At 58.8% G+C, this 13,556-nt stretch carries 10 protein-coding genes and 1 tRNA gene; 7 read left to right on the top strand and 4 right to left on the bottom strand.

Going from position 1 to position 13,556, the window contains the following annotated elements:
- On the top strand, window positions 1–267 hold a 267-nt coding region (locus tag ACP7BS_RS21235; RefSeq protein ID WP_426239703.1), incomplete at its 5' end, for a hypothetical protein.
- Window positions 268–344, top strand: a tRNA-Met gene (locus tag ACP7BS_RS21230). It begins immediately after the preceding gene.
- Between the two features lie 111 nt (window positions 345–455).
- Here the strand turns inward: ACP7BS_RS21230 and ACP7BS_RS21225 are convergent.
- The 4 genes from ACP7BS_RS21225 to ACP7BS_RS21210 form a co-directional block, all read right to left on the bottom strand.
- A complete protein-coding gene (locus tag ACP7BS_RS21225) occupies window positions 456–1,991 on the bottom strand; it encodes a SpoVR family protein (RefSeq protein ID WP_426239702.1) in 1,536 nt (511 codons plus the stop codon).
- A gap of 12 nt (window positions 1,992–2,003) precedes the next feature.
- Window positions 2,004–3,317, bottom strand: a complete 1,314-nt coding sequence (locus ACP7BS_RS21220) for a YeaH/YhbH family protein (protein WP_426239701.1) — start codon at window positions 3,315–3,317, stop codon at window positions 2,004–2,006.
- A 26-nt stretch (window positions 3,318–3,343) separates the two neighbouring features.
- Entirely contained in the window at window positions 3,344–5,293 is a 1,950-nt protein-coding gene (locus ACP7BS_RS21215; protein ID WP_426229953.1) for a PrkA family serine protein kinase, read from the bottom strand.
- 384 nt (window positions 5,294–5,677) lie between these two features.
- On the bottom strand, window positions 5,678–6,361 hold the full coding sequence (locus ACP7BS_RS21210) for a phosphoribosyltransferase (RefSeq protein WP_426239700.1): 684 nt from the start codon (window positions 6,359–6,361) through the stop codon (window positions 5,678–5,680).
- Between the two features lie 138 nt (window positions 6,362–6,499).
- On the opposite strand from ACP7BS_RS21210, the gene ACP7BS_RS21205 reads away from it, so the two are divergent.
- From ACP7BS_RS21205 to ACP7BS_RS21185, 5 genes are all read left to right on the top strand, one after another.
- Window positions 6,500–7,672, top strand: coding sequence for a M20 aminoacylase family protein (locus ACP7BS_RS21205; RefSeq protein WP_426239699.1), 1,173 nt, complete (start codon window positions 6,500–6,502; stop codon window positions 7,670–7,672).
- A gap of 632 nt (window positions 7,673–8,304) precedes the next feature.
- Complete coding sequence (locus ACP7BS_RS21200; protein WP_426239698.1) at window positions 8,305–10,131, top strand: dipeptide ABC transporter ATP-binding protein; 1,827 nt, start codon at window positions 8,305–8,307, stop codon at window positions 10,129–10,131.
- A gap of 42 nt (window positions 10,132–10,173) precedes the next feature.
- Window positions 10,174–11,709: an ABC transporter substrate-binding protein gene (locus tag ACP7BS_RS21195; RefSeq protein ID WP_426239697.1), complete on the top strand. Its 1,536-nt coding sequence runs from the start codon at window positions 10,174–10,176 to the stop codon at window positions 11,707–11,709.
- Window positions 11,710–11,776: 67 nt separating this feature from the next.
- Window positions 11,777–12,700 (top strand): ABC transporter permease, encoded by a 924-nt coding sequence (locus ACP7BS_RS21190; RefSeq protein ID WP_113247276.1) that lies wholly within the window; start codon window positions 11,777–11,779, stop codon window positions 12,698–12,700.
- A gap of 6 nt (window positions 12,701–12,706) precedes the next feature.
- Window positions 12,707–13,555 (top strand): ABC transporter permease, encoded by an 849-nt coding sequence (locus ACP7BS_RS21185; protein WP_426239696.1) that lies wholly within the window; start codon window positions 12,707–12,709, stop codon window positions 13,553–13,555.
- The last annotated feature ends 1 nt before the right edge of the window (window position 13,556 follow it).

Raw genomic sequence — 13,556 nt, 5'->3', positions numbered from 1 at the left:
AGGTCTGCTAAAGGCAAGAAAAATACCAAATACACTCTCTTCTCCGAACAAACGCCGGCCCAGCCGATAAAACAGGCCGCCCTCAAGCGGCCTTTTTGCTTCGCTACAATGCCCGATAAACACAAACGGCTGCCGCATCACGCTGATGGAGCAGCCCCGCCGAACCGCAGAAGGCAAAGCCTGCAAGGACCGGCAAACAAAAGAATCCGGGCTGCCACGATAGCCCAATACAATCCGACACTCGGCGAAAGCCGAATGCAGAGATAGCGCGGGGTGGAGCAGCCCGGTAGCTCGTCAGGCTCATAACCTGAAGGCCGCAGGTTCAAATCCTGTCCCCGCAACCAAATTGATACCAAAAACACACAAAAAGCCCGCCATCCGGAAACGGAGGCGGGCTTTGCTGCGTTCGGGAACGTGAACGACGAAAAAGAAAAGGGCACAGAGGCAATCGCCGATCAGCCCGTCGAACACGCATACCGCTCCGCACCCGTCTCAGCGTCCACACCCGATAGGCTCACACCATAACCCCATAGGTGCCGCACATGGCCAAGCGTGGCGTCGCGGCTCTGTTCCTCCAGCAGGACGCCGTTTTTGATCCGGTGCTGCAACCGTAGCTGCCGGTCGCCGAGCAGATCGACATCGACAACCTGGATATCCTGCTGGTTGGCGGCGACATCGTAACTTCTGGCCAGCGCCTTGCGGATATCAGAATATCCCTGCTCGTTGTGAATCGAGGAAACCTCGCAATATTTGCTGTCCGCCTCGTCGGTCAGCTGAAACAGCCGGAATTTGCGGATCAGCGCCGGGCTTAGATATTGCAGAATGAACGATTCATCCCGGTGGTTGGCCCAGGCATCCAGCAGCGTCTCGCGCCATTGGCCGCTGCCCGCAATGCCCGGAAACCAGTCGCGGTCTTCGGATGTCGGCTGATTGCAGATGCGCTCGATGTCCTGCATCATGGCAAATCCGAGCGCATAGGGATTGATCCCGGAATAGCGCGGATCGTCGAAATGCGGCTGAAACACCACGCTGGAATGGCTGTGGAGCATTTCCAGCATCGAGCCTTCGCTGATCTTGCCCTGGTCGAACAGCCTATTCATGATGGTGTAATGCACGAAAGTGGCGCATCCCTCGTTCATCACCTTGGTCTGCCGCTGCGGATAGAAATACTGGGCGATCACGCGAACGATGCGCAGCAGCTCCCGCTGCCATGGTTCCAGGATCAGGCTGTTCTTCTCCAGAAAATAGAGGAGGTTCTCTTCCGGCAGATTGAGAACCTTCTTCCGCTCCAGGGCGTCGCGTTCCGCTTCTGCCGGGTCGGGCCGGCCGGTAGCACGCGGCAGGGTCCGCCACAGATCGCTATAGGTCTGCTCCTCGTATTCCAGTCTTTCGCGGGCCCGTTCCTGTTCCTTCTTGGAGGACAGGCGCGGCGGACGGCGGTAACGGAACACGCCCTGATCCATCAGCGCATGAGCGGAATCAAGAATGGCCTCGACGGCCGCTGTCCCGTGCCTTTCCTCGCATTTGGCGATGTATTTCTTGGAGAATTCCATATAGTCGAGGATGGCTCCGGCATCGGTCCATTGCTTGAACAGATAATTGTTCTTGAAGAAATGATTGTGGCCGAAGGCCGCATGGGCGGTCACCAGGGTCTGCATGGCCATGGTGTTTTCCTCCATCAGATAGGTGATGCAGGGATTGGAGTTGATCACCAGTTCATAGGCAAGGCCGTGATGGCCCTTGCGGTAGCCGTTCTCTTCGTAGACGAAGCGTTTGCCGAACGACCAGTGCTGGTACATCAGCGGCATGCCGACGGAAGAGTAGGCATCGAGCATCTGTTCTGACGAGATGATTTCGAGCTGGTTGGGATAGACGTCGAGCCCGAGTTCATCGAGCGCGATTTTCTCGATCGCGTCATAGGCGTGCGACAGCGTCTCGAAGTTCCAGTCGGAACTGTGGAACAGCAGTTTAGCGCCAGCGTTCTTGGCCATGCCGGGCTCCGTTCAGCTGCGAAATTGCAGGGTTGGCTGCCTGGCGAAGAGCTTTCGAAAGACAGGATAGATGTCGGATGGCCGGGCGATCCGGGTCATCTGGAAATTCGGCCATTCGCCATCGACGGTGCGATAGGCGCGCCAGAGCGAGGTGCCGTTGTCGGTCGAGCCGAAGATCTCGCTTTCACGCTCGTCGATGATTTCGACATAGGCATAATACTGGCAAAGCCGCATCAGTTCGGAGGTCAAAAGCGAGGCGCAACGCTCCGAATCCCGGGAGGCATTGTCACCGTCGGATGCCTGAGCGGCATAGATGTTCCATTCCTTCGCGGGGTAGCGCTCCTGAATGATGCGCTGCATTTCCTCAAGCGCCGTGGAGACCACCGTGCCGCCGCTCTGGGTGCTGTAGAAGAAGGTATCCTCATCGACTTCTCCGGCCTCGTCGGTGTGGCGGATGAAGACGATATCGATCCGGTCGTAGCGGCGTTTCAGGAAGAGATGCAGCAGCACGAAGAAGCGCTTGGCCAGGTCCTTTTCCCGCTCGCCCATCGAACTGGAGACATCCATCAGGCAGAACATCACCGCATTGGCATTTGGCAGCGGCTGGCGTTCGAACCGGTTGAAACGGATATCGACGGGATCGACATAGGGGATGCGGCGGCGGCGTCGTTCGAGTAGATCGAGTTGTGCCCGCAAGGCGGCCAGATTCTGGCGCTGGACGATGTCGGGATCCGGTTCCGTCGCGAGATCTTCGATTTCCTGCGCCAACGCCTCCAGCGTCTTTCGCTTGGGCCGCTGCAAGGCAATGCGGCGCCCGTAGCTGTTGCGCATGGTGCGGCTGACATTGATATTGGTCGGCGAGCCGCTGGTGGCAAAGCCTGCCCGGCGCGGCTTGAAGGCGACGGCTTCCTTGAGGCTGAGCTTGATCATGTCGGGAAGTTCGAGATCCTCGAAAAACAGTTCGAGCACTTCCTCGCGCGATAGAAGGAATTGGAAATCGTCCTCGTTCTCGCCTTTTCCGGCAGTAGAGCCCGAGCCGCCACCGCCCTGTGGTTTGTCGATGCGATCTCCCGGCATGTAATCGCGGTTGCCAGGCAGGACATACTGCCGGTCGCCACTGCCGCGGGCGGGCTGAAAGGTCGGCTCGCTGGCGCCCCGCGCCGGCATGGGAACCACGTGGCCGGAATCAACGTCGGCGATCCGCTCGGTCTTGACCCTGTCCTTGATGAACCGTTTCAGCTCTTCGCGGGCCCGCTTCAGAAAACGCTGGCGATTTCCGAGGCTCTTGTCCTTCGGGTTGAGACGGCGGTCGATGAAGTTCGGCATTGGCTACCCCCAGACATCGCTATGTCTCACCCCGCTTTGTTGACGCGCATATACCATTCCACCAGCCTGCGCACCTGCCGCTCGGTGTATCCCCGCTCGATCATGCGATGGACGAATTCGGCATGCTGTTTTTCGCTGGCGCTGTCTTTCTTAGAGCCGAAGCTGATAACCGGCAGCAGATCCTCCACCTGGCCAAACATCTTCTTTTCGATCACTTCGCGCAGTTTTTCGTAACTCATCCAGGACGGATTGCGGCCATTGTTCTTGGCGCGGGCCCGAAGGGTGAACTTGACAACCTCGTTGCGGAAATCCTTCGGGTTGGCGATGCCGGCCGGCTTTTCGATCTGCGACAATTCATTATCGAGGATTGTCCGGTTGAGGTTTTGCCCCGTGTCAGGATCCTTGAAATCCTGATCCTCAAGCCAGGCGTCGGCATAGGCGATATAGCGATCGAACAGATTCTGGCCGTATTCGCTGTAAGATTCGAGATAGGCCTTCTGAATTTCATGGCCGATGAATTCGGCATACCGGGTGGCGAGCTCCGACTTAATGAAATTCAGATAGGCAGCCTCGGTTTCCTTGGGAAACTGCTCGCGCTTGATCGCCTGTTCGATGACATACATCAGATGCACCGGATCGGCGGCGATCTCCTTGCTGTCGTAGTTGAACGTCTCCGACAATACTTTGAAGGCGAAGCGCGTGCTGACGCCGTTCATGCCCTCATCGACACCGGCCGCGTCGCGATATTCCTGCACCGATTTTGCCTTTGGATCGACGTCCTTCAGGTTCTCGCCGTCATAGACCCGCATCTTGGTATAAAGCGGCGAGTTTTCATGCGGCGTAAGCCGTGTCGAAACGGTGAAGCGGCTGAGGCTTTCCAGGACCTCCGGCGCGCAGGGGTTCTTGGCAAGTTCGCTTTCACGCAGCAGCTTGTCGTAGATCTGCCGCTCTTCGGTGACCCGCAGGCAATAGGGCACCTTGACCACCAGGATACGGTCGAGGAACGCCTCGTTGTTGCGGTTGTTCTTGAACTGCAGCCACTCGGATTCGTTCGAATGGGCAACGACGATGCCCTGATAGGGGAAGGCGCCGAAATTCTCCGTGCCGTTATAATTGCCTTCCTGCGTCGCGGTCAAAAGCGGATGCAGGACCTTGATCGGCGCCTTGAACATCTCGACGAATTCAAGCAGGCCCTGCGTCGTGCGGTTCAGGCCGCCGCTGTAGGAATAAGCGTCGGGGTCGGCCTGGCTGAAATTTTCGAGCTGGCGGATATCGACCTTGCCGACCAGCGAGGAGACGTCCTGATTGTTTTCATCGCCCGGCTCCGTCTTGGCGATGCCGATCTGGCGCAGGCGTGACGGCATCAGCTTGACGACGCTGAATTTCGAGATGTCGCCACCGACCTCGTCAAGACGCTTGGTCGCCCAGGGAGAAATCATGCCGGTCAGGCGGCGTCTGGCAATGCCGTATTTGTCTTCAAGAAGATCGGCCATGCGCTCGGGATGGAAGAGGCCGAGGGGAGATTCAAACACCGGGCTGATCTGGCCGCCGACCATCAATGTGTAGATCGGACGCAACTCCATCAGCTTCTTCAGCCTTTCAGCCAGCGAGGATTTGCCGCCGCCGACCGGTCCGAGCAGGTAAAGAATCTGTTTGCGCTCTTCGAGGCCCTGCGCGGCATAGCGGAAATAGCCGACGATCCGCTCGATCGTGTCTTCCATTCCGTAGAAATCGGCGAATGCCGGATAAATCTTGATGGTTCGGTTGGAAAAAATGCGGCCAAGCCGCTCGTCGGCGCTGGTTTCGACGAAGTTGGGCTCTCCAATTGCGGCGACCATGCGCTCCTGTGCGGTGGCATACATGCTTTTGTCGTCGCGGCACGCCAGCAGATATTCCTGGAGACTGATCTCCTCCTGCGCTGTGCTTGTATAAATCTCCGAAAACAGATCGAAGACATCGGACTGGGTATTTTGCATCTGCATCATGCTCTCCCGCGGCCGGTTCGTTGAGACGGGATCGCTGCCTATCGGCTCGCTCAACGAGATGAACGTTTCCTTGCTCTCGAAAGTTCCTTCAAATAATTGTTACTGCTGAGAATATCACAACGAAGAGGGCCGCACCATTTGGGCGGGACCGACGGATCCTGGATCCTTGTCGAAGGGCGCACCGGTGATCACGCACCTCGCTCAGATCCGAATCACCGCCTTTGATGATCGTTCCGAATTCCTCCCAGCCAGCGTAACACAATAGTGCCGACAACCATCATGCCATCCGCAATGTGCACAACTTTGGGGAGGTGGCGCTGCTTGCCATGGCGGCTGGTATTTCGAAAACCGATCAAGCTGGACGATGCTGCGGGGTTACCCCTGAGCTCTCCAGCCTCCATCAGGCGTTTTCGACAATAGCGGCGTGGCGAAAACCCCGGCAGTTTTTTCCGGCCAACGGCTGTCCAAAGCCGTCAAGCGGTCTACCCACCGGCGTGATTGCAGCATGGCGGCTCCGATGGCCGCCGGTTCGACACCCGCTATCGTCAGAAGCGACAGTCCGGCGATGATGGATGTGCCGCTGGAAATGACATCATCGATGAGAACGACGCGGCGGTTGTTCAGAAGTGGCAGCATGCGCGGGTCGATAAAGAGCCGCCTTGTCTGGTCCGGCGTGGTGATCGAGGACATCGGCACCGAAAGGTCGGCCTGGTACCAGAATTTCGGCGAGGTTCCGAGCGGAACATAACGGCTGTGGCCGAGTGCCCGGGCAACGGCGCTGGCGAGCGTCAGGCCAAGCGTCGGCAGGCCGACGATGACGTCGGGTTGGAACGGTTTCAGCTTTTCGGCCAGCTGAGCTGCCAGCACATCCTGCACCGCAAAGCTTGCCTGGTTGACGATCAGCGATGCCAGGGCATGGGTGCCATCGGACAGCGGGCGGATCGGCAGGCGGAGTTGACGCCCGTCCGTCAGGGTGGCCGGATAAAAATCCCTGTGGGTTTTGGCCGGATCGAATGTGTTTGCGGGATGGATTTCCTGCCAGAAGTCATGCGGCTGCACGGCGTCTTCCTTTGAGCCAAACTGTGAGGGAGGTGTTCGGTTTTCTGTGTTTTTGCTCTATACCGGAAGAACGTCCAGGGGAAGTCTGTGGAGCCCCGGCACACAATGGACCCCCACGATCCAAGGAATTGCCTGCCGATGCGCCTGCCTGAAATTCTGACTGCCGACCTGCCTTTCCTCACCGCGTTGCGCCGCGATCTGCACGCGCATCCCGAACTCGGCTTCGAGGAGGAGCGCACCAGCGCCATCGTCGCCGATCTTTTGGAAAAGGCCGGAATAACCGTGACGCGCGGATTGGGCGGCACCGGCGTGGTTGGAACGCTGCAAATCGGCAATGGCACCCGCAGCATCGGCCTTCGCGCCGATATGGATGCACTGGCCATGCCGGAAACGGCGGAGCGCTCTTACAAATCGACGGTCAGCGGCAAGATGCATGCCTGTGGTCATGATGGTCACACGGCCCTGTTGCTTGGCGCGGCACGCTATCTGGCCGAAACGCGCAATTTCTCCGGCACCGTGCATTTCATTTTCCAGCCGGCGGAAGAGGGTCGCGGCGGCGCCCGGCGCATGGTCGAGGACGGGCTGTTCAAACGGTTTCCCTGCGATGCCGTTTACGGCCTGCACAACATGCCCGGCCTCGATACCGACGAAATGGCCGTGGTTGCCGGGCCGCAGCTCGCCTCCTCGGATAGCTGGCGCGTGACGTTTCGCGGTATCGGCACGCATGGTGCCAAGCCGCATCTGGGCAAGGACCCAATCACCGCTACCGGAACCTTTCTTGCCGCGCTGCAGACGATTGTCGGCCGGGTGGTCGATCCGTTGCAGCCGGCTGTGGTCAGTGCTTGTTCGGTGCAGGCGGGTAATCCACAGGCGCTCAATGTCATTCCGGATATTGTCGAGATTGGCGGAACGGCGCGGGCCTATTCACCGGAGGTGCGCAATCAGCTGGAAAATGAAATCGGCCGTCTGGCGAGTGGTACCGCAGCGATGTACGGCATTGCAGTCGACTACGGGTTCGAGCGCCGTATTCCCCCTGTTGTCAACGATGTGGATGCGACCGCGCGTGCATTGAAGGCTGCCGCTAGCGTTTTTGGCGACAAGCTTAGAACCGCCTTTCCACCATCGACGGCGGGTGACGATTTCGCCTATTTCGCTGGCGAGGCTCCGGGGTGTTATGTTTGGCTCGGCAACGGCCCTGCGGTGGATGGTGCCCTGCACCACAACACCGCCTATGATTTCAACGATGCGGCGATCGGCCCGGGCGTGGCGTTCTGGACGACGCTGGTGGAGCAGGAACTGGCTCCTGTCTGAACAGCAATATTCGCCTGATCATTCTCCGCGTCGACAGCGCTTTCGGTGTGGCCAATGCCTTATGCCTCGGTCCGGTCAACGCCCGGCCATCGAAGGCATCAAGCCTGCCGGTGCAATCCGGCTTCTCAATCTTCTGTTGCGCCAAAAAGGGCCTGTAGACATTCCGCATCCGCTGCAGCCCCTTTCTGAAGGTATTGTCCATCTCGCGCAGTGTCTTGCGCCAAAGCAGCGCCTCTTTGCTCAGGGCAATTTAGCGGTTTAGCCGGGAGCGTTAGCGCCGCCCCGTTGCTGTTTGCGGAAAAGCATTTCGCCCATCTTGCTCATTCTTTCCGACTGAACCGGCGCGTAGCGGCGGTTCGTGCCCGGCTGGAGCATTAAATTCCCATCCGAGGACCATAAAGAAGATCGGCATCAATCAACATTGGACATCCGACTGTAGGGCGATATGTATTTATTGCTCAACACTATGGACATGATTGTTCACATTCAGTAGCGTTCGCCCTACGTATTTGTGAGGGGTCTTACGGGTGCTGGTTCTTTCCAGCTTGTCGGTGCTGTCATCATGCGTGTTTCACCCCGGCAGACCGCCGGTTCATTCACCCCAATGGCGCAAAAGCAGCCGGAGGCCCGACATGACGCTGCCGATGACTGATCGCAAATTGCTGATTTCGGTCGAAGACCTGACGGTCAATTTTGGCGTCACCCGTGTGGTGGAAAACCTTTCCTTCTCCGTTGCGCCCGGCAAGACCGTGGCGGTCGTCGGCGAATCCGGTTCCGGGAAGTCCGTCACGTCGCTGGCGGTCATGCGGCTTGCGGACATGATGGGGGCAACATTCTCCTCGGGTCGCATCCTGTTTGGCGAAAAGGACCTGCTTCAAACGTCCCAGAAGGCGATGCGGCGCATTCGCGGCAAGGAGATCGCCATGATCTTCCAGGAACCGATGACGTCGCTGAACCCGGTCTTTACGATCGGCGAGCAGATCTGCGAAGTTTTGCTGCTGCACGAAGCCATGACAAAATCCGCTGCAATGGCAGAGGCGCGGCGGCTTCTGGATATGGTTCGCCTGCCCGATTCCGAACAGCTTCTGAAGCGTTACCCGCATCAGCTTTCCGGCGGCATGCGCCAGCGCGTGATGATCGCGATGGCGCTGGCCTGCCGGCCAAAACTGCTGATCGCCGACGAGCCGACAACCGCGCTCGACGTGACGATCCAGGCGCAAATTCTCCACATCATGCGCGACCTGCAGCAGGAACTCGGCATGGGCATGATCTTCATCACCCACGACATGGGTGTCGTGGCCGAGATGGCAGATGACGTCGTGGTGATGTGGAAGGGCAAGAAGGTCGAGGAAGGCCCGGTTCGCGAGATCTTCGCCAATCCGCAGCATCCCTATACGCGCACGCTTCTGGCGGCGGTACCTCGCCTGGGCAGCATGACCGGGGAAGTCTTTCCCAAGCGCATGCCGGTTACCATGCTGCGCGATGGTGCGCCGGTGATTGTCGGCGAGGAGCGCGTGCAGGACACCGCCCGTTATGATGAAAAGCCGCTGCTTTCGGTTAGGGAGCTTTCCGTGAGCTTCGATATCCGCAAGTCCCTGTTCGGCAAGGTAACCCACCGCCTCAGCGCCGTATCGAAGGTTGGTTTCGACATCTATCCGGGCGAGACGCTGGCGCTGGTCGGCGAATCAGGTTCCGGCAAGTCGACCATCGGCCGGACGATCCAGCAGCTGCAGACCACGATGACAGGCGATATCGCGTTCAACGGCAAACCCTTTTCATCGATGTCGAAGGCCGAGCGTTTTCGCCTGCGCCAAGACGTTCAGTATATCTTCCAGGATCCCTTCGCCTCGCTCGATCCGCGCAAGACCGTTGGTTTTTCGATCGCCGAGCCGATCAATACGCATGGCCTGATCCCGGGCACGAAAGCCGTACGCCGGCGTGTCGATGAACTGCTTGAGCGCGTCGGGTTGACATCGGCCCATGCGGATCGCTATCCGCACGAATTTTCCGGTGGGCAGCGCCAGCGTGTCTGCATCGCGCGTGCGCTCGCTTCCGAGCCGAAGCTGATCATTGCCGACGAAGCGCTATCGGCGCTCGACGTATCGATCCAGGCACAGATCATCAACCTGTTCATGGATCTGCAGGCAGAGCGCGGTCTGGCTTATCTCTTCATCAGTCACGACATGGCGGTGGTCGAGGAAATCAGCCATCGCGTTGCGGTGCTTTACCTGGGCCAGATCATGGAGATGGGCAGCCGGCAACAGGTGTTCGAGACACCGCGGCACGACTATACCCGCCGCCTTCTCTCGGCCGTTCCCGTTGCCGATCCGAACAGGGAGCGCAAAAGCACACTCATCACCGGCGACATACCCAATCCGGTTCACCGTGTCGGCGATGAACCAGCCATTCTCGTTCACGAGGAAATCGATCCGGGCCACTTCGTCGCAAAGGTGGCCTGATACCTGCCAAAAAATTGCAAGCAACTGGAGAGGAACAGCGACATGCAAACAATCAAACGGGGACTGACGGCAACCTTCATGGCACTGGCCTTGTCGGGTACCGCTTTTTATGCCGGACCGGCCCTTGCCGCCGGCAAGATGACGATTTCCAGCCCGCAGGACCCCGGCAGCTGGGATCCGGTCGACACTTTCCTGGTGCAGTGGGCTGCTGTTTCGACCAATATCTTCGACGGCCTGACCTATCGTGGTGCCGATCTCAAGCTCGTGCCGGGCCTTGCTGAATCCTGGGAAGAACTGGACCAGGGCAAGCGTATCCGCTTCAAGCTGCGCCAGAACGTCAAGTTCCACGATGGCGAAGCCTTCAATGCCCAGGCGGTGAAGTTTACCTTCGAACGCCTGCTCGGCGAAGAAGGTTCCAAGGGGCCGCAGCGCTCCAATTACACCACCATCGAAAGTGTCGAAGTGATCGACGACTATACCGTCGATATGAAGCTGAAGACGCCCGATCCGGTGCTGCTGACCAAGCTTGCCGGTTATGGCGCGATGATCGTTCCGCCGAAATACATCCAGGAAAAGGGCGAGGACAATTTCAACCTTAATCCTGTCGGCACAGGCGCATTCCAGTTCGTGTCCTATGCGCCCAAGGTCGATATCAAGCTTGCAGCCAACCCGGATTACTGGGGCGGTGCGCCGAAGCTTTCCGAAGTAGAATACCGCTTCATCACCGAGCCCGCGACGGCTGTTGCCGAGCTTCAGGCCGGCCGTGTCGATCTGGTCATCCCGCCGACCATTCCGATCGGCATGATTCCAGTGATCGAAGGTGACGCAAACCTTGCTATCGTCAGCGTTCCTGGACCGACGGTCGATGCGCTGCGCTTCAATACGCGCGACGGCATCACTGCCGATCCCAAGGTGCGCAAGGCTATCATCATGGCCGTTGATCGCGCAACGATCGTCCAGTCGATCCTCGCCGGCCAGGCTTCCGAGATCGTCAGCTTTCAGAGCGCGCTTTCCTTCGGCTACGATGCGGACCTGAAGGCTGTTGCCTATGATCCGGAAGGCGCCAAGGCGCTTCTCACGGAAGCTGGCGTCAAGCCGGGGGCAACCCTGCAGATCGATATCCGCGGCAATGACTCGACGATGAACGAAGTTGCCCAGGTGGTTGCCAGCTACCTGCAGATGGTCGGCATTACCGCGACGATCAAGCCATATGAGACCAATGTCCTGATCAACGACATCATTCCGCAGGGCAAGACGGGCGCGATGTTCCAGCAGAAGTGGGGTGGCTGGACGTTCGATTACGACAACACCGCCTATGCCATGTATCACTCCGGTGAAAAGTGGAACCCCTACGACAAGGACGAGACGCTGGACAAGCTGCTGGAATCGCAGCGTCCGCTGACGGACCGCGCGGAGCGCGAAAAAATCCTCAAGGAAGTCGGCCGCTACGCTGCCGATCGAGCGCTGGAACTGCCGCTCTACAACAGCAACGCCATCTACGGCATCAGCAAGCGGGTGAAGGGCTTCGTTGCTCCTTCAGACAACCGCCTGAAGCTGACCGACGTCACCGTCGAGTAATCTGAAGACCTTTGTGCCGCCCGGCTAGCGGGCGGCACGTTTTCCCTTACCGTCAAGGATAACGAACGTGGCCGGTTTCCTGATCAAACGATTGCTGCAGGCGATCTTCGTCGTCTTCGCCATCACGCTGGTGGTCTCTTTTGCCATCCGTCTGACCGGCGATCCTGCTCTGATGATGTTTCAGGGCGGTGGTAGCATGACGGAAGAGGACCTGATGCGCATCCGTGCGTCGCTGGGCACCGACCAGCCGTTCATCATGCAATATCTGAACTTCCTCAAGGGAATGGTGACGCTTGATTTCGGGCGCAGCTTTACCGGGGGAACCTCTGTTTCAATGCTGATCGGCAATGCGCTGCCGGCCACACTGCTGCTCGCGTTCATCTCCATGTTCGTGTCGATCGCTCTGTCGATACCGCTCGGCATCAAGGCTGCGACGGCAAGAGGAAAGGGCGCCGATCAGGCGATCCGCATTCTCTCGCTGATCGGTCTTTCCTTCCCGAACTTCTGGCTCGCCACCATGCTTGTCCTTTTGTTTGCAGTGACGCTTGGCTGGTTGCCGCCGAGCGGCATGTCGGGATGGACGAGTTATGTCATGCCGGCGGTGACCATGGGCATTATCCTGACCGCTACCAATGTCCGGCTGGTGCGCACCTCGATGCTGGAAACCCTGCAATCGCAATATGTCATGGTGGCGCGCGCAAAGGGGCTCAGCGAAACGACGGTGCTCTACAAGCATGCGCTGCGCAACTGCGCCATTCCGCTCATCACCTATTTCGGCCTGCAGTTCGGCGGACTTCTCGGCGGCATCGTTGTCGTGGAGCGTGTCTTCAACTGGCCGGGCATGGGCACGCTTGCCTTTGACGCGGTCTCGGCCCGCGACTACCCCGTCCTGCAAGCCGTTATTACCGTCCTGTCGCTGATGATCGTCGGCGTCAATCTCCTGGTCGACATTGCCTACGGGCTTGTTGATCCGCGCATTCGTACGGAGTAACCGCCAATGGCCACCAAGACCTCCCGCCTGTCGCGGTTCTCTAGCCTGGAATTCATCCTCGGCGCATCGTTGACGCTCATCATCTGCCTTGCAGTGCTGTTGTCCGACGTGCTGTTTCCAGGCGGCGCCGAAAAGATCAACCTGATCGCCCGTCTCACCAAGCCGTTTACTACCTTGGCCTACCCCTTGGGCACGGATCCGCTTGGCCGGGATGTGCTGGCTCGGGTGATTGCCGGCGGCAAGATTTCGCTGCTGGTCGGCTTCACCTCGGTGATCGGTGCGGTGATCTTCGGTGTGCTGATGGGCCTGATTGCCGGCTATTATCGCGGCTTCTGGGATATGCTGGTGATGCGCTTTGCCGACCTGCAGCTCGCCATGCCGTTCATTCTGCTCGCCATCACCTTTATCGCCATCGTTGGCGGCAGCCTGACCAATACCATCATCCTGCTGATCGTTTCCCAATGGGTGCAATATGCCCGGGTAGTGCGCGGCTCGGTGCTGACATTGCGTGAGCGTGAATTCATTCTTTCTGCCCGCGCCATCGGCGTGAAGGACTGGCGCATCATTTTCCAGCATCTGCTGCCGAACCTGATCGGACCGGTCATTGTCCTCATGACGCTGAACGTCGCCAACAATATCCTTTTGGAAAGCAGCCTGACCTTCCTCGGTCTCGGCGTCGATCCGACCATTCCGAGCTGGGGCGGCATGCTGGCCGATGGCCGCACCTATCTCCAGACCGCCTGGTGGGTCAGCGTCTTCCCAGGCCTTGCGATCCTCCTGACCGTGCTTGGCCTCAATCTTCTCGGTGACTGGTTGCGCGACAGCCTTGATCCAACTGGCAGAACTTCGAGGTAAT

Source organism: Pararhizobium sp. DWP1-1-3 (assembly GCF_049896125.1).
Lineage (GTDB): Bacteria > Pseudomonadota > Alphaproteobacteria > Rhizobiales > Rhizobiaceae > Pararhizobium.
The sequence above is the reverse complement of the archived record's forward strand: the minus strand, read 5'-3'. Positions and strand labels throughout refer to the sequence as shown.

Coding starts and splice junctions, on each gene's coding strand:
- ACP7BS_RS21225 (WP_426239702.1), bottom strand. CDS start 1,991: ATGGCCAAGAACGCTGGCGCTAAACTGCTGTTCCACAGTTCCGACTGG.
- ACP7BS_RS21220 (WP_426239701.1), bottom strand. CDS start 3,317: ATGCCGAACTTCATCGACCGCCGTCTCAACCCGAAGGACAAGAGCCTC.
- ACP7BS_RS21215 (WP_426229953.1), bottom strand. CDS start 5,293: ATGCAAAATACCCAGTCCGATGTCTTCGATCTGTTTTCGGAGATTTAT.
- ACP7BS_RS21205 (WP_426239699.1), top strand. CDS start 6,500: ATGCGCCTGCCTGAAATTCTGACTGCCGACCTGCCTTTCCTCACCGCG.
- ACP7BS_RS21200 (WP_426239698.1), top strand. CDS start 8,305: ATGACGCTGCCGATGACTGATCGCAAATTGCTGATTTCGGTCGAAGAC.
- ACP7BS_RS21195 (WP_426239697.1), top strand. CDS start 10,174: ATGCAAACAATCAAACGGGGACTGACGGCAACCTTCATGGCACTGGCC.
- ACP7BS_RS21185 (WP_426239696.1), top strand. CDS start 12,707: ATGGCCACCAAGACCTCCCGCCTGTCGCGGTTCTCTAGCCTGGAATTC.